We start from the raw sequence: 20,493 nt of genomic DNA, 5'->3' as shown, positions 1-20,493 counted from the left end.
TCGGTGTGGAGTCGTATCTTAGCGGCGAAAAAATTTTTGTCAAACATCAATTCTGGTCTTGTGATGCGACTGCCTATTCCATCAACAATTTGTCGCCATTCCCGACAAAAATTAAGGAAAAATGCTTTGCAGGATCGCCATTTCTCAATCATCATTTGAAATGGAGTTTCAACTTTCTGATCTAAGGCCCATTTTGAACGTCACCGCCGCACTTCGCCAGGCCGTTGCCCGCACGCCCTGGTACAAAAAACGCAAAAGCTATCGAGTCCTCTTCTGGCGTGAAATCACCCCCCTTGCCGTACCTATCTTTCTGGAAAACACCTGTGTTTTATTGATGGGGGTATTGAGTACCTTCCTCGTTAGCTGGTTGGGTAAAGAGGCGATGGCGGGCGTGGGTCTGGCCGACAGCTTCAACATGGTCATCATGGCGTTTTTTGCCGCGATAGACCTCGGGACGACGGTGGTGGTTGCCTTTAGCCTCGGTAAGCGTGATCGCCGCAAGGCGCGAGCGGCAGCACGGCAGTCACTGGTGATCATGACCCTCTTCGCTACCATTCTGGCGGCGGTGATCCACTATTTTGGCGCCGGGATTATTAATATCGTGGCCGGTGATGCCACCGAGGAAGTGAAAGGACTGGCGCTGACCTACCTTGAACTGACCGTGCTGAGCTATCCGGCGGCTGCCATTGCGCTTATCGGCAGCGGCGCGCTGCGCGGGGCGGGGAACACCAAAATCCCGTTGATGATTAACGGCGGGATGAACATCCTCAACATTATCATCAGTAGCTTCCTGATTTACGGTGCGTTCTCCTGGCACGGCATGGGGTTTGCTGGGGCAGGGCTCGGGCTGACCATTTCCCGCTATATTGGCGCAGTGGTGACCATTATCGTGCTGATGGTCGGTTTTAACCCGGCGCTGCGTATTCCGCTTAAAAGCTATTTCAAGCCGCTCAACTTCGCCATTATCTGGGAAGTGATGGGGATTGGTATTCCGGCCAGTGTCGAGTCGGTACTGTTTAACAGCGGTAAGCTGCTGACGCAGATGTTTGTCGCCGGCATGGGGACCGACGTTATCGCCGGTAACTTTATCGCCTTCTCGGTGGCCGCGCTGATTAACCTGCCGGGGAACGCTCTGGGTTCGGCGTCCACCATTATCACCGGTAAGCGGCTGGGTACGGGGCAGCTTGCCCAGGCAGAACGCCAACTGCGGCACGTGTTTTGGATGTCGACCATCGTCCTTACCCTGATTGCCTGGGGCACCGCGCCATTTGCCGGGCTGTTCGCGTCGTTCTATACCCACGAGCAGGACGTGAAGGACGTGGTGAAAATCCTGCTGTGGATGAACGCCGCCTTTATGCCTATCTGGGCCGCCTCCTGGGTGCTGCCAGCAGGCTTTAAAGGAGCGCGAGACGTGCGCTTTGCCATGTGGGTCTCCATGCTGAGCATGTGGGGCTGTCGCGTGGTGGTGGGCTACGTGCTGGGTATTCTTCTGGGATGGGGCGTGGTTGGTGTCTGGATGGGCATGTTCCTCGACTGGGGCGCGCGTGCGGTGCTGTTCTACCGTCGCCTGATAACCGGCCGCTGGGCGTGGAAATACGCACCGGCCAAGAAAACGGATGCCGCGTAACAGCCTGATTGCGGTGAAAATCGGCAATAAAAGTCAGTTTTCAGCCGAATCGAGGAATAAATCGGCAAACGGTTTGTTTTGTGCAAAACAGGCTTTGACAACCATGGGGCACATCGATAATATGCGCCTCGTTCACACGATTCCTCTGTAGTTCAGTCGGTAGAACGGCGGACTGTTAATCCGTATGTCACTGGTTCGAGTCCAGTCAGAGGAGCCATATTTAAGAAGCCTGCTTAGGAAACTAAGCAGGCTTTTTGCTTTTCTGCGTTTGATAAAAAAAAGCCGGACGAGCGTCCGGCTGATGTTGGCTTAACGGAACGGCGGCTCGTTAAAGGTTCTTAGCTTACGTGAATGCAGACGATCGCCTTCCGCACGCAGCAGGTCGATGGCCCGAATGCCAATTTGTAGGTGCTCGGAAATCGCCCCTTCATAAAAACGGTTTGCCTGACCGGGCAGCTTAATCTCACCGTGCAGCGGTTTGTCTGATACGCACAGCAACGTGCCGTACGGCACTCGGAAACGGTACCCCTGCGCGGCAATCGTCGCACTCTCCATATCAATCGCTACGGCACGGCTCAGGTTGAAGCGCAGCGCTGACGCGGAATAGCGCAACTCCCAGTTGCGATCGTCGGTGGTGACTACCGTCCCGGTACGCAGGCGCTGTTTAACCTCTTCACCCGGCATCCCGCTCACCTGTTTGGTGGCGTCGTACAGCGCGCGCTGCACCTCGGCAATGCTCGGGATTGGAATATCCGGCGGCAGTACGGCGTTCAGCACGTGGTCATCACGCAGATACGCATGGGCCAGCACATAATCGCCAATCGACTGACTTTCACGCAGACCGCCGCAATGGCCGATCATCAGCCAGACATCCGGGCGTAGCACCGCCAGGTGGTCGCAGATATTCTTGGCGTTCGACGGACCTACGCCGATGTTAATTAAAGTGATCCCTTGTCCATCTTTGGTGATCAGATGCCAGGCCGGCATCTGGTGCTTCTTCCACGCCAGATCGGAAATCGCCTCTTCCGGCGCTTCGGTATCGGCGGTGATCCAGATCCCTCCCGCGCAGGAGAGCGACACGTACGGGCTGTCGGGATCGAGGATCTGACTGCAGCCCCAGCGCACGAACTCATCGACGTAGCGGGTGTAGTTGGTGAACAGCACAAACGGCTGGAAGTGCTCGACCGGGGTGCCGGTGTAGTGACGCAGGCGCGCCAGCGAGAAGTCTACGCGGCGGGCGTCAAAGTGCGACAGTGGATAAAAATCGGTGGAATGCGTCAGGCCATCCGCGGTTTCATCGCCAATCTGCGACAGTTCGGTGGTGGGGAAGAAGCGCGTCAGGTCGGCGCTCATCGAGCGATCGAGATTCAGACCATCAATCACGTACGGGTAGGGGATTTCATGCTGCGACAGGCCGACTTCAATATGGGCGTCGTAATCTTCGTGCAGCAGGCTCAGCTGTTCCAGCAGGTAGCTGCGGAACAGCACCGGGTGCGTGATGGTGGTGGTGTAACAACCGGAGTGGGTAAAGCGGCCAAACGCGCGGGTTTTCTGCGCCTTGTGCGCGTTGCCGCTCCAGGAGACCGAAAGTTGAGGGTAGACAAACAGTCCGTTTGCCCGCGCTTCGGCGCTTGGCAGCGAACGGTCGTCAATAAACAGACGGATAGCGTCACGTAATGCACTTACCGATTGATCGTACAGCGCCTGGAGTTTCTCCAGCGCTTGTTCTGGGGTCAGACTCACGCCCGTATTACTCATCGTTCGCTCCTTGTGTGCGGCTTTTACCGATAGTATGCCAGCCGATGATGAAACAAAAGCGTAAGCCGGTTCCAATGTAACAACTGATTAACCTTTAGCCGTCTGATTTGTCGTACGGTTAAAGGCTGCGCAATGGAGTAAAAAAGCTATAATTAACCGATATCTGCCGTGAACTGAGGAAAGGGAAATGGGACCTCGTGTAAAACTATTGTGTGCGTTCGCACTGACCATCGCTAGCCAGAGCGCGCTGGCTGTGACCTATCCGCTTCCTCCGGAAGGGAGCCGTCTTGTGGGGAGCACGTTGAATATCACGGTGCCGCAGGATAACCATTTGCCGCTGGAGGCCTTTGCGGCGCAGTACGGGCAGGGGCTTAGCAATATGCTGGAGGCCAATCCAAACGTGGATGTCTTCCTGCCCAAATCGGGTTCCACGCTGGTGGTGCCGCAGCAGCTGATTCTGCCCAACACGGTACGCCAGGGGATTGTGATAAACGTCGCAGAAATGCGCCTTTATTATTATCCGCCGGAGGGCAACACCGTCGAGGTGCTGCCGATTGGTATCGGTCAGGCGGGGCGAGAGACGCCACGTAATTGGGTGACAACCGTAGAGCGCAAGCAGGAAGCACCAAGCTGGACGCCAACGCCGAATACCCGCCGCGAATATGCCAAACGTGGTGAAAGTCTGCCTGCGTTTGTCCCTGCCGGGCCGGATAACCCGATGGGCCTTTACGCCATCTATATTGGCCGCCTGTACGCGATTCACGGTACCAATGCGAACTTTGGCATTGGGCTGCGCGTTAGCCAGGGCTGTATCCGCCTGCGCAATGACGACATCAAGTATCTGTTCGATAACGTACCGGTCGGTACGCGAGTGCAGATTATCGACCAGGCGGTGAAATATACCACCGAGCCGGACGGCAGCCGCTGGGTGGAAGTGCACGAGCCATTATCGCGCAACCGCACAGAATATGAGTCTGATAACAAAGTTCCGTTGCCTATTACGCCCGCGCTGCGTAGTTTTACTCAGGGTGAGGGCGTGGATGGGAGCCGGGCAAAAGGCGCGCTGGAAAGGCGCTCCGGTATGCCGGTCAATATCAGTACCTCGCATAACGCGTTGTAAGCCTGTCTATATTCAACGTCAAAAGCCCGCGATTTGCGGGTTTTTGACTTTTTAACCAGGGTTGGCAAAAGGAGCATTGAATGAGTGATGTCGTGAACTGGGGCGTGCTGGGCTATGCCCGAATCGCAAAGAATTCCATTATTCCGGCTATTCAGCGTGCCGATAACGCCCGTGTCTACGGCGTGGCTTCGCGTCATCAGGATGAACTGCCGGTGGGGGAGTGGCAGAAAAGTTATGGTGATTACACCGCGCTGCTGGCCGACGATGCCATTCAGGCGGTCTATATCCCTCTGCCTAATTCGCTGCACAAAGAGTGGGTTATCCGGGCGCTGGAAGCGGGTAAACACGTGCTGTGCGAAAAGCCGATTGGCCTCACCGCTGACGAAGCGCGTGAAATGCAGCAGGTGGCGCAGAAGCATAACCGCCTGCTGATGGAAGCGTTTATGTACCAGTATACTGACCGGGTGCGGGTCATTAAACAGGTGCTTGAGAGCGGTGAACTGGGCGAGCTACGCCATATCAACGTTTCGTTCCGCTTTCTGCTCGACCGCCCTGGCACCATCAAAATGCAGCCCGCGCTCGGCGGCGGGGCGCTGTATGACGTTGGCTGCTACCCGGTGAACTTTATCGGGTTGGTGACCGGTCGCCTGCCGGTAAGCTGTAAAGCGGTGAGCGAAACGGATCAGGGGGTGGATACCAACCTCTCCGCGCTGCTGCAATATGATGATGGCCTGATTGCCAATATTCACTGCGGCTTTAACGCCTTTGGTCGCAACTACGCGGAGATTATTGGCAGCAAAGGGATGCTGATTATTGATAAGCCTTTCCTCGACGACGCGGGTGCGCTGGAGTTGCACACCCGCGAGGGTGTACGCGAGCTGCCGGTGAGCGAGTCGGACCGTTATCAGGCTGAAATCCGCCACTTCTCCAGCGCGATCCTCAACGAGCCGTCGCGGCTGATCCCGCTGGATGAAACCGTGCGTAATATGCGGGTGCTGGATATGATCCGCGCCGCGCTATAGCGGATAACGCCCGGCCGGTATCGCGCCGCCGGGCTTGACTATCGGGCGAACTTTTTCGAGCCGATAACGCACAAGATCACCCCAAGTGTAATCAGCATCATCAGCGGATTCACCGCTTCGTGCAGCAGCAGTGCGCTCAGCGCCAGCCCTAAAAATGGCTGCAAGAGCTGTAGCTGACCTACCGCAGCAATTCCGCCCTCAGCCAGACCTTTGTACCAAAAGATAAAGCCAATCAGCATGCTGAACAGCGAGACGTAGCCAAGTGCCAGCCACGCCTGACCCGGAATGGTGCCGGGGTTGGCAGGTAATGTCAGTAATGTCGCCAGCAGCATCATTGGCAGCGATAAAACGAGTGCCCAACTGATGACCTGCCAGCCGCCTAACTGGCGCGTGAGCGTGGCCCCCTCTGCATAGCCCAGCCCACAGACCACCACGGCGGCGAGCATCAGCACATCACCCGTTAACGACGCGTTGGCGTTTTGTGAGAGGGCAAACCCGGCGACCAGCAGGCTCCCCAGCAGCGAGAATACCCAGAACGCGGGACGAGGGCGCTCTCGTCCGCGCAGTACGCCAAAAATCGCCGTGGAGAGCGGCAGAAGCCCAAGAAAGACAATCGAGTGCGCCGCCGTGACGTAGCGTAGCGCCATGGCGGTGAGAAGGGGGAAGCCTACCACCACGCCGAGTGAAACCACCAGCAGCGGAAAAATTTGCCCGGACGTGGGGCGCCGCTCGCGAAAAATGACAATCAGCGCCAGCGCGAGAAGCCCGGCAATCGACGCCCGGAGAAAGGTCAGAAAAAATGGGTCCATATGGCCGACCGCGATACGCGTTGCTGGCAATGAACCGCTAAAAATCACTACCCCCAGCAGCCCGTTAAACCAGCCGGATACCGTGTGTGTTTCAAATACCGCTGCCTTCATTTTGTCCACCTCATCGTTGAGTCATTAACGGCGCGATGGTAGTTTTCTTAATCTAATACAATCAAATTATTGTCATGGATACATTGTATGAAGGCGCGATACAAAACGATCGTCGACAGGTATGCCACATTGATACGCAGCGGGCAACTCGTAGCCGGAACCCGGCTATCCACGCACCGGCGGCTGGCGGCGGCGGAACGCATTTCTCTTGCCACTGCCACGCGCGTTTATGCCGAACTGGAGGCGATGGGGCTGGTGAGTGGTGAAACCGGGCGCGGCACGTTTGTCCGCGAAATTACCCTCGCAGCGGGCCATGGTGTGGATCAACAGGCGATGGTTCCGGGCGTGCTCGACCTGAACTTTAACTACCCGTCGCTGCCGGGGCAGGGTGAGCAGCTGCGTGACGCGCTACGACAGCTAGCCAACGTCGGCGATATTGAATCGCATCTGCGCTACCAGCCCCACGCCGGGCGTAAAGCGGACCGCGAGATTGTCGCCCGATATTATACGAGCATGGGCTTTGCCCCCGAACCCGACAATATCGTGTTGGTTAACGGCGCTCAGCATGGGCTGACCGTCGCGGTGATGGGGCTACTACAGCCCGGCGATGTGGTGGCGGTAGACGCGCTAACCTACCCTGGATTTAAGGCATTGGCGGCGCTTTATCACCTCGAACTTCTGGCGATCCCCTCGCTTATCGATGGCCCTGATCTTGAGGCTCTCGATAATCTCTGCCTGCATCGCCACGTGCGGGCGGTTTACACCATGCCGACGTTGCATAACCCGCTAGGCTGGGTGCTCAGCCAGCGGCAGCGCCAGCGGCTTGCTGCCATTGCTCGCCAGCATGATCTGCTGATTATCGAAGATGCCGCCTACGCCTTTTTAGTCGAACAATCGCCACCGCCCGTTGCCCACTATGCGCCGGAAAGAACGGTCTATATCAGCGGATTTTCGAAGAATGTGGCGACCGGCTTACGCGTTGGTGTAGCGATTTGCCCCGGCCCGCTAAAACCGGCGCTGGAGCGGGCTATCCGGGCGACCACCTGGAATACGCCCTCGCTTCTCACCGCGTTGATGAGCCACTGGATTCAGGATGGCACGGTGGCCCGGACGACGGTCTTAAAAAGAGAAGATGCTCGTCAACGGCAGGCGCTAGCCCGCGAATGCCTGCATCCGCTGCCCTGTCTCGGCCACCCAAACTCGTGGTTTGTCTGGCTACCGCTGGCCGATGAGTGCCGCGCCGACCGCATCGTGAAGGCGCTGATGGATAACCATATCCTGATCTCTACCGCTGAACCGTTCTCTACTTCGACCAACGTCCCGCAGGCATTGCGCGTCGCACTGGGGTCGGTGCCGCTGGAGAACCTACGTGAGGCGCTGGTGGCGGTGAGGGAGGCGGTGGAGTATGAGATGAGTCGGTAAGGGGGATGCTGTTCCCTCAACTATAACTGGTGTTTTCAACTGTTTTCCGCTCCTGGCCGTAAAACCGTCGAGGCGTTGCACGCTATACATTGAAATACCAGAATGCACTTTCCGCTTTACTGAAATAGAGCATGAACCCTACAGATTATCGCGTCACACTCCTCTTTATAGCTTTACATTTATATAGATTTTAATCTATGTTTATAAGGAGGTCCCGTGTGGACGATTAAAACAACGGATACGTTTGATTGCTGGTATACCTCTCTCAACGATAAGGACAGGTCAAGTGTGCTTGCTGCGCTGCTGGTCCTACGCGAAAAAGGGCCAGCGTTGTCCAGACCTTATGCCGATACGATCAGTGGTTCCCGCTACAACAATATGAAAGAGCTACGAATCCAGAGCCGTGGCGATCCGATTCGTGCATTTTTCGCTTTTGACCAGGAGCGTACCGGAATTATGTTGTGCGCCGGAAATAAGGTGGGGAATGAAAAACGTTTTTACGCCCGGTTAATTCCCATTGCTGATCGGGAATTTACATATTGGCTGAACACATTAAAAAAGAAGGAGTAACGCGATGGGCAGAACGCTGGAACAGATTATTGAGGATGAAAAGCCTGACGTAGTGGCCGATGCCCAGACACAGGCTGCAGATATCTTGCTGAATATTCATCTTGCAGAGCTGCGGGAAAGGGTACGGAAAACGCAGGTCGAAATGGCCCAAGCGTTGGGGCTTCGTCAGCCGACCGTCGCCAGTATGGAAAAACCGGGGCGCGATGTGAAGCTCTCAACGCTTAAGCGCTATGTTGAAGCTGCGGGTGGAAAGCTGAATCTGGATATCGAACTGCCGGACGGTTCGCATTATGGCATTTCGCTATAAGCGTGGATTGAGCGAATATACAAATGCAGAAAAGCAAAAAGCCTGCTCGAAAGCAGGCTTTTCTAAATTTGGCTCCTCTGACTGGACTCGAACCAGTGACATACGGATTAACAGTCCGCCGTTCTACCGACTGAACTACAGAGGAATCGTGTGAACGGGGCGCATATTATCGATGTCACCCAGGCTTGTCAAAGGGTGAAAAGCGCTAATAAGTTCGTTTGCTGACAATTTCAGCAATTCCGTGCCATTTGCTGTTTTTTTGACTGTTCTGCACCGTGAAAGTGCAGAATTACCCCTTATGGGGCAGATCACAAACTTCTGATAGCCGCAAAAAAGGGCCTTAGCGATAGGTTTACACGGTTTTACTGGCTATTTTAAAACTGGCAAGCATCTTGCAACTCCTCCGATTACTTAACGCCAGCGTGGCAGTGATTCCGAACCGGAGGCAAAAATGAACTTAAGACGGCTGAAGTACTTTGTGAAAATCGTCGATATCGGCAGCCTGACCCAGGCCGCTGAAGTGTTGCATATCGCGCAGCCTGCGTTGAGTCAGCAGGTGGCGACGCTGGAGGGGGAGCTGGATCAACAACTGTTGATTCGTACCAAGCGCGGCGTCACGCCAACGGAAGCGGGCAAAGTGTTATACACCCATGCCCGGACAATCTTACGTCAATGTGAACAGGCGCAACTGGCGGTGAATAACGTCGGTCAGACCCTCAGCGGCACGGTATCTATCGGCCTTGCGCCGGGCACGGCGGCATCATCCATTACCATGCCGTTGCTGCAGGCGGTACGTAACGAGCTGCCTGAAGTACTGGTTTATCTGCATGAAAATAGCGGCACCGTGCTTAATGACAAATTGTTGAACGGTCAGTTGGATATGGCAGTACTTTACGACCGCGCACCGCTGGCGGGGATCGTCAGCCAGCCGCTGCTGAAAGAGGATCTTTATCTGGTTGGTACCCGTGATTGCCCGGGGCAAAGCGTCGATCTCACCGCAGTAGCGGAGATGAATCTTTTCCTGCCGCGTGATTACAGCGCCGTCCGCGCCCGTGTCGACGAAGCTTTTTCGCTGCGTCGCTTAACGGCAAAAATTATCGGTGAAATTGAGTCTATCTCTACGCTGACAGCCGCGATTGCCAGCGGAATGGGCGTGACGGTACTGCCAGAATCGGCGGCCCGTTCGCTGTGCAGTGCGGCAAATGGCTGGATGGCGCGGATTACGACACCATCGATGAGCTTGCCGCTGTCGTTAAACGTATCGGCGCGTGGTCAGTTAAGCCCGCAGGCGCAGGCGGTGAAAGAGATCCTGATGTCGCTGGTCAGCCGCCCGATGCTGGATAACCGTGAACTGCTGCTGGTGAGCTAAGCTTATATTCCATTCAGATATAACTTGCTGGTTTTTATTATTTGTTCACAAGGGCATCAGACTTTAACAATAGCTCAACGTCTGATTGACCCGGAGAGAAGCGTGAACTTCCAGCAGCTCAAAATAATTCGTGAAGCGGCACGGCAGGATTACAACCTGACCGAAGTTGCCAACATGCTTTATACATCGCAGTCCGGCGTGAGCCGACATATTCGTGAGCTCGAAGAAGAGCTGGGGATTGAGATTTTCATCCGTCGCGGTAAACGCCTGTTAGGGATGACGGAGCCGGGCAAAGCCCTGCTGGTGATTGCCGAACGCATACTGAATGAGGCCAGCAACGTCCGACGTCTGGCCGATCTCTTTACCAACGATGCGTCCGGCGTGCTGACGATTGCCACCACGCATACCCAGGCTCGCTACAGCCTGCCGCCAGTGATCAAAGCGTTCCGGGAAATTTTCAAAGACGTGCGCCTGGAGTTGATTCAGGGCACGCCGCAGGAAATTGATGCGTTGCTGCATAACGGCGGAGCGGATATCGGCATTGCCAGTGAGCGCCTCAGTAACGACGCGACGCTGGTGGCTTTTCCGTGGTTTCGCTGGCATCACAGTCTGCTAGTTCCGCAGGATCATCCACTTACTCACACCTCACCGCTGACGCTGGAAGACATCGCCCGCTGGCCGCTCATCACCTATCGCCAGGGGATCACTGGGCGTTCCCGTATTGATGAAGCCTTTAACCGCAAGGGGCTGACGCCGGATATCGTGCTGAGCGCCCAGGATTCCGACGTGATTAAAACCTACGTTGAGCTGGGGCTCGGCATTGGACTCGTGGCGGAGCAGTCCGGCGATCCGCAGGAGTCCGGCAGCCTGGTACGGCTGGATACCCATCACCTGTTTGATGCTAATACTGTCTGGCTGGGGCTTAAGCGTGGGCAATTACAGCGCAACTATGTGTGGCGATTTATTGAACTCTGTAATGCCGGGCTGTCGCTGGAGGAGATTAAACGCCAGGCGATGGAGCTGGAAGAGTCGGTACTGGATTATCAGATTTAACGCCGCGCCCCTGGGGCGCGCTGCTTTGCATCCCATCATGCTATTTCTTCTCACGAACTTAACACGTTCAGGCCGTAAAACTGGCGTCTGGTTTAGTCTATGTTTATAAGGCACATCGCAGGATCGTATTTGGTTTAACGATAACCCCTTCGTGAACAGAGAGATAAGACGGATAGCACTATGGCAATGAAGCGTTTAACTCGACTGCTGAATACGTCCGGCAAGAGAATGCTCTCATGGGCAAAAAAGGCGCTTATTGGCCTGGTTGTGGTCATCATTGTCTTTTTTATTGGTCGCATCTATGAATCCCAGCGTGGCCCGGCGCTGCACCGCTGGCATACCTGGACGGCGGATGAAATGACGGCTGGGGAGATTGATAATGCGACGTTTGCGGACTATCAGACGCGGGAAGCATCAATTTTCCGCGATATGAAAAATAAGATTACCGACACGTTGAACGCCGACGAGAAAACGGCGATTAACCGTTTTTACGCTCAAAGCCTGGTTTATCCCGATAAGTTTCAGCCTGACTGGAACCGCTCTTTTATTCTGCAGCCCGAGGGCAAACCTCGCGGTGCGGCGGTGCTGCTCCACGGCCTGACGGACTCTCCGTATAGCGTACGCTATCTGGCACAACGGTATCAGCAGCAGGGGTTTATTGCCGTTGTCCCCAGACTACCGGGGCACGGTACCGCGCCGGGGGCATTAACCGGCGTTGACCGCGAACAGTGGATAGCGGCAACGCGGATGGCCGTGCGCGAAGCGACGCGGCTGGCCGGGAAGGACGTCCCGCTGCATATTGTCGGTTACTCAAACGGCGGGGCGCTGGCGATGAAATACGCCCTCGATAGCCTGGAGGATAAATCGCTGCGTCGGCCGCAGCAGATAATCCTGCTATCGCCGATGATCGGTGTGACCGCTTTTGCCCGTTTTGCCGGACTCGCCGGACTGCCCGCGATATTCCCCGCCTTTGCCCGGGCGGCGTGGCTTAACGTGGTGCCAGAGTTTAATCCCTATAAATACAATTCGTTCCCGGTTAAGGCCGCACGCCAGTCGTGGCTATTGTCTCAGGCGCTGCAGCAGCAAATCGTGCAGGAATCGCAAAATAAGCGGCTGGCTGAACTGGCACCCGTACTCACGTTTCAGTCGGTAATGGATTCCACGGTGAGCACCCGGGCGGTGGTGGATTCGCTCTATCGCTATCTGCCGGATAACGGCAGTGAACTGGTTATTTTTGATATTAACCAGGCGGCCAATTTACGCGCGCTGTTCCGGTCATCATCCTATTCGGCGGTAAATACCTTGCTGCCGCCAGCGCCAAGGCTATATGCCACCACGGTTATCACTAACACCACGCCGGACACCAATCAAACGGTCGCGCGCTCAACGGAGGCGGGCGCCCTGACGGAGACCGTGACGCCCCTGCGGATCGCCTGGCCGCAGGATATGTATTCGCTGTCGCACGTGGCGGTGCCGTTCCCGCTGACCGACTCACTTTATGGTCGAAACCCGCAGGAGATAAATCGTTACGGCATTAGTCTGGGCACAATTTCGCTGCGCGGAGAGACGGCGACGCTGAGCGTGGGGCTGGATATGCTGATGCGCGTCACCTCCAACCCCTTTTTCCCGTGGATGATGGCGCGGGTTCAGCAGCATATTGCCTGTAGCGAGCGGCCTGATGTTATCGCCTGCCTCCGGGAAGCCGTGTCAGAACAGAGCAAGGTGCAAAAGGGTGCGGATGGCGATCCCGGCGAGCGCACCGGTGGCGGCGTAGCGGAACAGGCGAACGAAGCGGGAGCTTACCCCCAGAAAAATGCCGATGCCAGGAAGGTCGAAGGTCTGAACTAACAGCCCCGCAGAGGCGTTAATCTGGCTTACGGTGATTTTCCCCTGCTGCACCAGTTCAGAGACGACGCCAAAGTAGGCCGTGCCGCCAGCCACGCATTTGACCAGCGCGGGCAGCACAAAGTTAACCGGAATATGCAGCCACACCAGCAGCGGCATCAACAGTTGCTGCAGCATCTCAATCAGGCCTGCCGACTTCATTACGCCGACGATGGCCAGCGACAGAATCAGCATGGGCACTGCGCCAAGCGCCAGACGGATGGCATCAGAACCCGCGCTGTTGATAACCGAAATGATCCCCTGATTATTTTTCTCGGCATCAGGTAGCGCTTCAGCCCGGGCGCTCTCCACCGTTGATAGCCGACGACCGGTGACGTGCCAGGTGACCGCAGCGGCGCACAGCCCGCCAGCAATTGAGATAACGATGGAGGCCAGCCAGTGCAGGCCAAACGGCGTGAGCGGATAGAAGACGTTTCCCTGACCCATGGCGAACAGCATCGCCAGCGTCGCCGCCATCTGACGGTCCGAGACCCCGCGCTTATCCATAATGGCGAGCGTTGCCAGCGGGGCGGCAAAACTAACGAAATTCATCTGGATAAGGGCAAAGGCGCTCATTCCGGTGAGGCCAAACGGCTTAAGCAGCGGGGCGAGCCAGCGTACGATGACGTCCAGTACGCCGCGCACTTCCAGATATTTCATGACGATGAGCATAACCACCATAATTGGCAGCAGGGTATAGAGCGCTACGTCGACGGAGGATTTCCCTGCCGACATAATGATGCTGATGACGTCCATCAATTTCTCGGTGACAACGAACAGAAAGGATAATGAGCGTCATCATAATCCTCGTGGGGAGGAAATGAAATTGTCGTTGCGGGCTAATCTGTCCTGAAGGGCGTGGTGAACTGTACTGGGAGCGGGTAAATACCGAAAAGCAAAAAGCCTGCTTAGTTTCCTAAGCAGGCTTCTTAAATATGGCTCCTCTGACTGGACTCGAACCAGTGACATACGGATTAACAGTCCGCCGTTCTACCGACTGAACTACAGAGGAATCGTGTGAACGAGGCGCATAGTACTGGTCCTCGATAATTGTGTCAACACTAAATTTAACTCGCTGATTCAAATGGATGAATTTAGCGCAAGATGTTGTTTTAGTGAACTACTGGGGGATTTTCATCCTGTTCGCCGTTATCGCGCAACCGCTGCAGTGGATCCTGGTGGTAAAAGCCACAGAAACGCTGCCACAGCGCCGGGAAGCGCGGAGCGAAAAGTTCGGGAGCGCTGAAAAAGTATTCAGAGAGGACGGCAAAGCACTCGGCAGGGTCGGTGGCCGCATAGGCATCAATGCTGGCCGCGTTTTCGCCCACTAAATCAATCTCATCCTGAATGTTATTCATCGCCGCATGAAGGTCGTGCTCCCAGCCTGCGACTTCGCGCAGCGGAATAAAGGGCACGCCGCTGGCGCGATCGCCGTTGCGGGTATCCAGCTTATGCGCCACCTCGTGAATAATGAGGTTAAAACCGGAAGCATCGAACGAGTCCTGAATATCCAGCCAGTTGAGCACAATTGGCCCCTGCTGCCAGCTTTGCCCAGACTGCACGACGCGCTGATTGTGTACCAGGCCGATGTCATCTTCCCATTCGTCATCGACGATAAAGGGCGCCGGGTAGATCAACACTTCATGGAAGCCGTCGAGCCACTCGATCCCCAGTTCCAGAATCGGCAGGCAGAAGAGCAGGGCGATGCGCGCCTCGATGATAGGCTCCGCCGTCAATCCTTGTAGAAACACCAGCCGCTTTTGCTGTAAAAAACGGTCGGCTAACTGCACCAGTTTGACCTGTTCATCGTCGGACAGATTCGCTAACAGGGGAATCGCCAGCGCTTCCGCCCACGGTAAATTGGTTATCTCGGCAGTGTCACTTGCTTTCCAGGGCCATTTAATCATCATTTTGCTCGCAAACTCGTCACTTGAACGCAATTGAAGAGACTGGGTCTGTTAAAATGCCAAATAACCTGGCATGATGGCAACCATCAAAACGGAGAGATGCCAGAGCGGCTGAATGGACCGGTCTCGAAAACCGGAGTAGGGGTAACTCTACCGGGGGTTCAAATCCCCCTCTCTCCGCCACTATTCAAGCACTTACGCCCCCACGTTTCAACGATATCCATCACAGTTGGTCTATCCGTCGGCCTACCGTCTATCAATTCAAGCCCAATAATCACTTCAATCATTAAAACTAGCGGGTAAATGTGCCGAATGGTGGGGCGGAAATCCGAAAAGCAGGTGGGATAAGTCGGGTTCTGCGTTGGCCACGAACAGGCCGGGTGACCTGTTCGTGGATACAGTGAGCATAATGCTATTGATAGCTGGCCAGGATCTCAATTGACGCATTGGCTGGGCCGCCAACCACGGTGTCTGAAGTACGGATATAGCGAGCGGATAAAGGAATAAGATTGTCCGCCCCGCTGGTTTGTACGTTTGAGCCATAGGCATAAGGGCCAAGCGTAAACCCGGTATTTACCGACTGTAAGTTTACGGGCGTGTTGATTCTTACCGCGTTAGTCGGATTGGTTCCCTGCGTGGAGGGAAGCCCCCACGCAAGTTGCAGACCGTAACCTTCAGCACCGCCCGCTTCGAGTTCAATAATGCCCCTGTTTGCATCGTTTATGGTGGTGTAGGGGAGTATCTGGATCATGACGGTTTCATTCTGCGTGTTGTTTGCCGTTTGGGTGCCATCATTGGGATCGTTGGAATTTAACGCGCCGCTTACGGATCCGCCATAACCGTAGGCATCGGCGCATTTAAGACGGAAGCTGGCGTCTTTCCATTCTGAATTGCCCCCCATGCTAATTTTTGTGCGTAATGCATTATTCATTGGTGCAATTCCTTTGCATTAACTTGCGATGTTAATTAGATGCAGTTGCTAACAGCGTTCTGACATTATTACGATTATTCATGTCAGTAGGGGCGGTACATACCGTATTAAATTGTTGTGGAATATTCTGTGCTGCTGTTTTCGCTGGCTCCGGCATCAGCATATAGCTGACCTGACAACGTGCGCTCAGCGCTTCACCCCATTTTATTTTCAACGTACCTTTTACATCGGCAACACGGGCATAAATCAAACCAAACTGCGCCACGTTACCAATATATTTATTGTTTTCATCGAACACTTCAGCGCCAAAGGGCAGGGGGTCTCCCTGATAGGTCGAAGTGATGAGCACGGGGGTACCGCTGTGGGTATCAAATTTTACTTTAACAACCGCGCCAGCACGAGGCGCAACGCGCTGAGAAGTATTTTCAAATTCCACATCCATGGAAGAACCTTCCGGGTCAATAGAAACCTGGTTCATCTGATACGGTACCAGCGAAGGATATAAGGCATAGCCAAACATATCGACCTGCGAACCTGCGTAGCCTGCTACCTTCGCACCTTGCGCGTCTTTGGCTTCAATTAACGCATAGGTATCGCTGTTATAAGGCGACAGCGTCACTCCGCCAGAATGGATAACCATACCGCCGGACATACCTAATGAGGTGCTGTGGTAGTCGCGTCCGGTGCTGTAGCTGCCGTTTACGGTTGCCGCCCGGCCTTGCCAGGTTCCCCCGATGCTGCCGGAGCTGCCGCTGTCGTTATCATGGGCTGCCGTCACGTTGTAGCTGTACTTGTTATTTTCCCCAAGCGATCCGGTCAGCATTGCCTGCTCGCCTTTGCCACCGTTGGTATCCTGGTTATAGCGCATGCTCAGATAAGGCGTTGATGTCCGGGTAGCGTCGCGGCTCCAGTCAAGTGGCATGGAGAGGTTCAGATACCAGCTGGTCTGGTCATGTCCATACGCGGTTTTGCTACGGCTGACGTTGACGCTGTAGCTAAGACGCCCCAGATTGTTGGAATATCCCATCTGGTATTGTTTGTTATAGCCGCCATTTTCCTGCCAGTAGTTTTCAATCGTGGAGCTAATATAGATATTTCCCCAACCGGACGGTAATCCCTGGTTCAGGCTCACGGTAAACCGGTTTTTAGAACGGCTGATCGAGTTAGGATCCTGCCCATCTTTGATGGCATCACGCGTCTGCATAGCGGACATTAAATCGAGATAGTTCGCCGTCGAATAGCGGTAAGCGGCCAGCGTAATATTACTGTTGGTTTCGTTGATCAGTTTGCTGTAGCTAAGACGATAGCTTTGGCCGCTGCGTTTCCCGGCGTCACCACCTAATTGAGATTCTGATTGGGTCACATCCGCGCTTATGGCACCGAGAGATGTCCCCAGCGCCAGGCCAAACTGGTAGGCGCGATAGTTTTCACTAAGCTGTGTGCCCACATAACCGGTAAAGAGGTTGCTTAAGCCGCGCGTGTAGGTCAGCTCATAGAACATTGGTTCATCGGAGAGGGAGCTATCGCGAAGCTTACCTGCCGTGGCGCTATATTGTGATACGCCAGGCCGCAGCAGCTGCGCGACAGAGGCATAGGCCATGGTGTATTGCTGGACGCTGCCATCGGCTTCCTGAATGGTGACGTCCAGATCGCCGCCGTAGCCGGTGGGATAGAGGTCATTTATCAGGAAGGCGCCCGGGGTTACCGTGGTTTCGTAAATGATGCGTCCTAGCTGGCGTACGGTGACTTTAGCGTTGGTTTTGGCAACGCCGCGAATTTCCGGTGCGTATCCGCGCTGCGATTCAGGCAGCATACGGTCATCACTGGCTATCTGCGCGCCAGTAAAGGGAACGGTATTAAACAGCTGGCCGGTGGTATTGTATTCGCCAAGTATTAAACGTCCGCGAATAGGGGCAATGTCGCGCTGAACGTAAGTGTTCAGCGTTTGGTATTCACCACCGTAATCTTCCTGCCAGTTATAGGAGCCATTGTGGCGGAAATACCAGGCACCAATGTTTAAGCCAGTATTGAAAGAGCTATAGACGGTACGTGAACTGTATCCGCCGCTGTAGCTGGAGTCGTAGCCGTTCAGATAATAGCCAAACAGCAACGCAGGAATGCCGTCCTCCCATAGCTCTGGGCTGACGGTACCTTGGGCGATTCTATTGACATAAATTTGTGGGATAGTGATACGCAGCTGCTGCGAGCTGCTGTCGAATTCAACCACCGTATCCGGAATAAGTGCCTGTACGTTAGTGCACGCGCCTGGTGATGACAGCGCTTCACGAGCGCTATCTGACAAACGGTCAGTTTTAAAGTTTATCAGTTGGATAATTTTTGCCGTCAGGCAGGGATAGACCTGGTGCTTATCATCCTCTTTAAATTCGACATCTTCATTGCTCACCTGAATATCGTTAACGTAAATTTCTACTTTATAGGTACCAGGTGAGGCGCTGGAGCCATAAGAAAAACGGCTCACATCCACCTTATTATGCCCGCCAAGTTTAAGCAGGTCGGAGTCGAACTCTACGACATTACGGGCATATTCGTTGGGGGGTTCAGCTGACGGTTCAGCACCCTCAGCGCTGAAAGCGATGAATATGGTCAGTGCCAAAGGGGAGATCCGAGTTTTTAGATATCGTCCGTGACTTCTGTTTTTAGTATGCATAGTTCATCCTTGGCACTACATTGCCATCCTTCCATGGCCTATTAGTTTTTTGCTTTATAGAGTTTGAGCCCACCGTAATCATTGATTGCCGTATATTTTACGTTGGCGAGGCTGCTAACATTTGCACCTTTAAACTGGTAAGTATCCGATCCGCCAGGCGCAATCATCCGGGCTCGTTCTTCAACGGTTTTACCGTTGACCTGCAGCGTGACGTTAGAAAGTGAAACAAAATAGTTTGAAGGGTTAGTCACTTTTACTCCGCCGCCCTGCACGGACCAGTGCAGGTTCTCTGCTGCTACGGATGGGCTTCCGCTTAATCCCTCTGGGCGGTAGAAAATTTTAATACGCGTCCGGAAAGCGATATTTAACTTACTATCGGCAACGGATTCATTTTTCTGTTTTGATGGAATTTCCAATACGTTAAGCCAGAATACTGATTCTTTATCAACCGGAAGTGGCGTTGAGCCAATATAGCTGATACGTAAGGTTTGACCTTTCCCTGGATCAACGCGATTAATTGGGGGGGTGAGAACAAAGGGGACCGCTGTTTTTCCCGGTTCACCTTTCGCGTTACCATTATCAATCCAGTTTTGTATTAATACCGGCGTGGTATTGTTATTCGTTACCGTAACGGTGACTTCTTTTTTTTTCGCGGGATAAATGACACGTGTGCCGTTCAGTATAATGCTGGCTGTGCAGGTATTGCTGAAGACTGCCAGAACGGTTAATCCACTAAGAAAAGCGATGTTTTTTTTAGAGAAGGTCATTTTATCATCCTTGATAAATAATCTGGGGGCAACCATTGCCCCCACTTATGCACTGATTACTGATACATCAGATCGTATACAACCATGCCTTTTACTGGGCCAGGGGTGGCGCTACCGGCTACGGAGATATATTCAACAGAGTACGGCAGACGGGCGTTGTTGCTGGTATCAACGGTCACGTAACCTGCATCGTCAACCTGATCGGCAAAACCGGCTTTAATGACGGCGTTGCTGGTACCATCAATCAGACGTAACTGAACGTTTGTTGCGGCATCCTGATAATAGGTGGTAGCGTCATCTGCATCATACGCCGCGTTTGTCGGGTTAGGGTCAGTTGCCAGGTTGTTCAAATAGCCTGTTGTGCTATCGATGTTATTGGCATCAGCACCTTCAGCACCATTACCGTTAAAGTATGCAGCAACTTTAGATTTGCCGTTGCCGAGAGCGCAGTTTTCTGCCAGCAGAGCAAATGAAACGCGGCCAGCGGTGCTGTTTGTTGCGCTGAGCAGTGATTTACTCACGGATGGCAGCGTAATAGTGCTGTTACCACCTTCAACGCTGACGTCGCAGGTTGAGTCGGTAATTTCGCCCAGGAAAGTAATGGTGTTGCCTGCATATGCACTGGATGCTGCTGATAACGCGAAAACAACCGCTGCAGTCAGAATACTTTTTTTCATTGTAAATCCTCTTTATGTGGTAATTCGCAAATTCCAATTTTGCTTAAACTTCGGCTCGGGATAACCTCACCAAAAAGAATATCAACTTAGCGATGGCTATTAACGCATAAGAAGCATTCAGAATTAAAGAGGGTTAAAGCTAACTGTTATGTTCTTTTATTTTTACATCGTATGGTTTTTTATGCTGCAAAGAATTGCTTGGTCGGTTTTTTAGACCAAAGTGAAGGGCGAGATAGAATGAATACAGACTTCACAATGGCTGATTTTTATGAAAATATATTTTTGTTTTCAAATAATGTTAGATTCATTGATTGAATTATTTATGTGGTCAATGAATACGTCATCTCAAGGCGGCTAGGATATTTATAGGCGGGATGCGGTTCTTGTTTATTAATGCTATTTGGTGATGCAATGTATTGTGACTATTGCTGGTGATTATTAAAACTAAGCGATTTAATGCTAAAAGCTTAAGCCATAGCGTTTAACATTTT

At 53.7% G+C, this 20,493-nt stretch carries 17 protein-coding genes, 4 tRNA genes and 1 pseudogene; 12 read left to right on the top strand and 10 right to left on the bottom strand.

Annotated features, from left to right (window positions below):
* Positions 1-5 precede the first annotated feature (5 nt).
* The 3 genes from V6944_RS23310 (at position 6) to V6944_RS01755 (ending at position 1,844) form a co-directional block, all read left to right on the top strand.
* On the top strand, positions 6-185 hold the full coding sequence (locus tag V6944_RS23310; RefSeq protein ID WP_416019977.1) for a DUF5951 family protein: 180 nt from the start codon (positions 6-8) through the stop codon (positions 183-185).
* Complete coding sequence (locus V6944_RS01760) at positions 161-1,627, top strand: EmmdR/YeeO family multidrug/toxin efflux MATE transporter (RefSeq protein WP_333497651.1); 1,467 nt, start codon at positions 161-163, stop codon at positions 1,625-1,627. Before V6944_RS23310 ends, V6944_RS01760 begins: the two co-directional genes overlap by 25 nt.
* A gap of 141 nt (positions 1,628-1,768) precedes the next feature.
* Positions 1,769-1,844: transfer RNA gene (locus V6944_RS01755), tRNA-Asn, on the top strand.
* A 92-nt stretch (positions 1,845-1,936) separates the two neighbouring features.
* Here V6944_RS01755 and V6944_RS01750 read toward each other — a convergent pair.
* Positions 1,937-3,385, bottom strand: coding sequence for an AMP nucleosidase (locus V6944_RS01750; protein ID WP_333494628.1), 1,449 nt, complete (start codon positions 3,383-3,385; stop codon positions 1,937-1,939).
* Positions 3,386-3,572: 187 nt separating this feature from the next.
* On the opposite strand from V6944_RS01750, the gene ldtA reads away from it, so the two are divergent.
* On the top strand, positions 3,573-4,505 hold the full coding sequence (gene ldtA / locus V6944_RS01745) for a L,D-transpeptidase (protein WP_333497650.1): 933 nt from the start codon (positions 3,573-3,575) through the stop codon (positions 4,503-4,505).
* A gap of 80 nt (positions 4,506-4,585) precedes the next feature.
* Entirely contained in the window at positions 4,586-5,527 is a 942-nt protein-coding gene (locus V6944_RS01740) for a Gfo/Idh/MocA family protein (protein ID WP_333497649.1), read from the top strand.
* A gap of 38 nt (positions 5,528-5,565) precedes the next feature.
* Here the strand turns inward: V6944_RS01740 and V6944_RS01735 are convergent, their stop codons facing one another.
* Positions 5,566-6,447, bottom strand: coding sequence for a DMT family transporter (locus V6944_RS01735; RefSeq protein WP_333497648.1), 882 nt, complete (start codon positions 6,445-6,447; stop codon positions 5,566-5,568).
* A gap of 87 nt (positions 6,448-6,534) precedes the next feature.
* On the opposite strand from V6944_RS01735, the gene V6944_RS01730 reads away from it, so the two are divergent.
* The 3 genes from V6944_RS01730 to V6944_RS01720 all read left to right on the top strand — a co-directional run bounded on the left by V6944_RS01730 (position 6,535) and on the right by V6944_RS01720 (position 8,746).
* Complete coding sequence (locus tag V6944_RS01730; protein WP_333497647.1) at positions 6,535-7,869, top strand: aminotransferase-like domain-containing protein; 1,335 nt, start codon at positions 6,535-6,537, stop codon at positions 7,867-7,869.
* Positions 7,870-8,085: 216 nt separating this feature from the next.
* Complete coding sequence (locus V6944_RS01725) at positions 8,086-8,439, top strand: type II toxin-antitoxin system RelE/ParE family toxin (RefSeq protein ID WP_333497646.1); 354 nt, start codon at positions 8,086-8,088, stop codon at positions 8,437-8,439.
* A 4-nt stretch (positions 8,440-8,443) separates the two neighbouring features.
* Positions 8,444-8,746: a helix-turn-helix domain-containing protein gene (locus V6944_RS01720; protein WP_333497645.1), complete on the top strand. Its 303-nt coding sequence runs from the start codon at positions 8,444-8,446 to the stop codon at positions 8,744-8,746.
* 69 nt (positions 8,747-8,815) lie between these two features.
* On the opposite strand, the gene V6944_RS01715 is transcribed toward V6944_RS01720, so the two are convergent.
* Positions 8,816-8,891, bottom strand: a tRNA-Asn gene (locus tag V6944_RS01715).
* A gap of 306 nt (positions 8,892-9,197) precedes the next feature.
* On the opposite strand from V6944_RS01715, the gene nac reads away from it, so the two are divergent.
* The 3 genes and pseudogenes from nac to V6944_RS01700 form a co-directional block, all read left to right on the top strand.
* The gene (gene nac / locus V6944_RS01710) at positions 9,198-10,115 is read left to right on the top strand and encodes a nitrogen assimilation transcriptional regulator NAC (RefSeq protein WP_185670136.1); all 918 of its coding nucleotides are present in this window, start codon (positions 9,198-9,200) and stop codon (positions 10,113-10,115) included.
* A gap of 102 nt (positions 10,116-10,217) precedes the next feature.
* Complete coding sequence (cbl, locus tag V6944_RS01705; RefSeq protein ID WP_185670137.1) at positions 10,218-11,168, top strand: HTH-type transcriptional regulator Cbl; 951 nt, start codon at positions 10,218-10,220, stop codon at positions 11,166-11,168.
* 186 nt (positions 11,169-11,354) lie between these two features.
* Positions 11,355-12,959: pseudogene (locus tag V6944_RS01700) on the top strand (alpha/beta hydrolase); the annotation flags it as partial.
* Here the strand turns inward: V6944_RS01700 and V6944_RS01695 are convergent.
* The 3 genes from V6944_RS01695 to mtfA all read right to left on the bottom strand — a co-directional run bounded on the left by V6944_RS01695 (position 12,876) and on the right by mtfA (position 14,962).
* Entirely contained in the window at positions 12,876-13,808 is a 933-nt protein-coding gene (locus tag V6944_RS01695) for a nucleoside recognition domain-containing protein (protein WP_333497644.1), read from the bottom strand. The pseudogene V6944_RS01700 and the gene V6944_RS01695 sit on opposite strands and share 84 nt — an antisense overlap.
* A gap of 180 nt (positions 13,809-13,988) precedes the next feature.
* Positions 13,989-14,064 (bottom strand) — tRNA-Asn (locus tag V6944_RS01690).
* A gap of 100 nt (positions 14,065-14,164) precedes the next feature.
* Entirely contained in the window at positions 14,165-14,962 is a 798-nt protein-coding gene (mtfA, locus tag V6944_RS01685) for a DgsA anti-repressor MtfA (RefSeq protein ID WP_333497643.1), read from the bottom strand.
* A 90-nt stretch (positions 14,963-15,052) separates the two neighbouring features.
* Between mtfA and V6944_RS01680 the strand changes: the two genes are divergently transcribed.
* Positions 15,053-15,142, top strand: a tRNA-Ser gene (locus V6944_RS01680).
* 229 nt (positions 15,143-15,371) lie between these two features.
* On the opposite strand, the gene V6944_RS01675 is transcribed toward V6944_RS01680, so the two are convergent.
* The 4 genes from V6944_RS01675 to V6944_RS01660 form a co-directional block, all read right to left on the bottom strand.
* Complete coding sequence (locus V6944_RS01675; protein WP_333497642.1) at positions 15,372-15,890, bottom strand: hypothetical protein; 519 nt, start codon at positions 15,888-15,890, stop codon at positions 15,372-15,374.
* Between the two features lie 31 nt (positions 15,891-15,921).
* Entirely contained in the window at positions 15,922-18,504 is a 2,583-nt protein-coding gene (locus V6944_RS01670; protein WP_333497641.1) for a fimbria/pilus outer membrane usher protein, read from the bottom strand.
* A gap of 95 nt (positions 18,505-18,599) precedes the next feature.
* Positions 18,600-19,325: a fimbria/pilus periplasmic chaperone gene (locus tag V6944_RS01665; RefSeq protein WP_333497640.1), complete on the bottom strand. Its 726-nt coding sequence runs from the start codon at positions 19,323-19,325 to the stop codon at positions 18,600-18,602.
* A 56-nt stretch (positions 19,326-19,381) separates the two neighbouring features.
* A complete protein-coding gene (locus V6944_RS01660) occupies positions 19,382-20,002 on the bottom strand; it encodes a fimbrial protein (protein ID WP_333497639.1) in 621 nt (206 codons plus the stop codon).
* Positions 20,003-20,493 lie beyond the last annotated feature (491 nt).

Source organism: Kluyvera sp. CHPC 1.2972 (assembly GCF_036759925.1).
GTDB lineage: Bacteria > Pseudomonadota > Gammaproteobacteria > Enterobacterales > Enterobacteriaceae > Kluyvera.
The sequence above is the reverse complement of the archived record's forward strand: the minus strand, read 5'-3'. Positions and strand labels throughout refer to the sequence as shown.

Bases quoted from the DNA above. Each gene is read 5' to 3' on its own strand.
- V6944_RS01760 (WP_333497651.1), top strand. From the start codon at position 161: ATGGAGTTTCAACTTTCTGATCTAAGGCCCATTTTGAACGTCACCGCC.
- V6944_RS01750 (WP_333494628.1), bottom strand. From the start codon at position 3,385: ATGAGTAATACGGGCGTGAGTCTGACCCCAGAACAAGCGCTGGAGAAA.
- ldtA (WP_333497650.1), top strand. From the start codon at position 3,573: ATGGGACCTCGTGTAAAACTATTGTGTGCGTTCGCACTGACCATCGCT.
- V6944_RS01740 (WP_333497649.1), top strand. From the start codon at position 4,586: ATGAGTGATGTCGTGAACTGGGGCGTGCTGGGCTATGCCCGAATCGCA.
- V6944_RS01735 (WP_333497648.1), bottom strand. From the start codon at position 6,447: ATGAAGGCAGCGGTATTTGAAACACACACGGTATCCGGCTGGTTTAAC.
- V6944_RS01730 (WP_333497647.1), top strand. From the start codon at position 6,535: ATGAAGGCGCGATACAAAACGATCGTCGACAGGTATGCCACATTGATA.
- V6944_RS01720 (WP_333497645.1), top strand. From the start codon at position 8,444: ATGGGCAGAACGCTGGAACAGATTATTGAGGATGAAAAGCCTGACGTA.
- nac (WP_185670136.1), top strand. From the start codon at position 9,198: ATGAACTTAAGACGGCTGAAGTACTTTGTGAAAATCGTCGATATCGGC.
- V6944_RS01695 (WP_333497644.1), bottom strand. From the start codon at position 13,808: ATGGACGTCATCAGCATCATTATGTCGGCAGGGAAATCCTCCGTCGAC.
- mtfA (WP_333497643.1), bottom strand. From the start codon at position 14,962: ATGATGATTAAATGGCCCTGGAAAGCAAGTGACACTGCCGAGATAACC.
- V6944_RS01675 (WP_333497642.1), bottom strand. From the start codon at position 15,890: ATGAATAATGCATTACGCACAAAAATTAGCATGGGGGGCAATTCAGAA.
- V6944_RS01665 (WP_333497640.1), bottom strand. From the start codon at position 19,325: ATGACCTTCTCTAAAAAAAACATCGCTTTTCTTAGTGGATTAACCGTT.
- V6944_RS01660 (WP_333497639.1), bottom strand. From the start codon at position 20,002: ATGAAAAAAAGTATTCTGACTGCAGCGGTTGTTTTCGCGTTATCAGCA.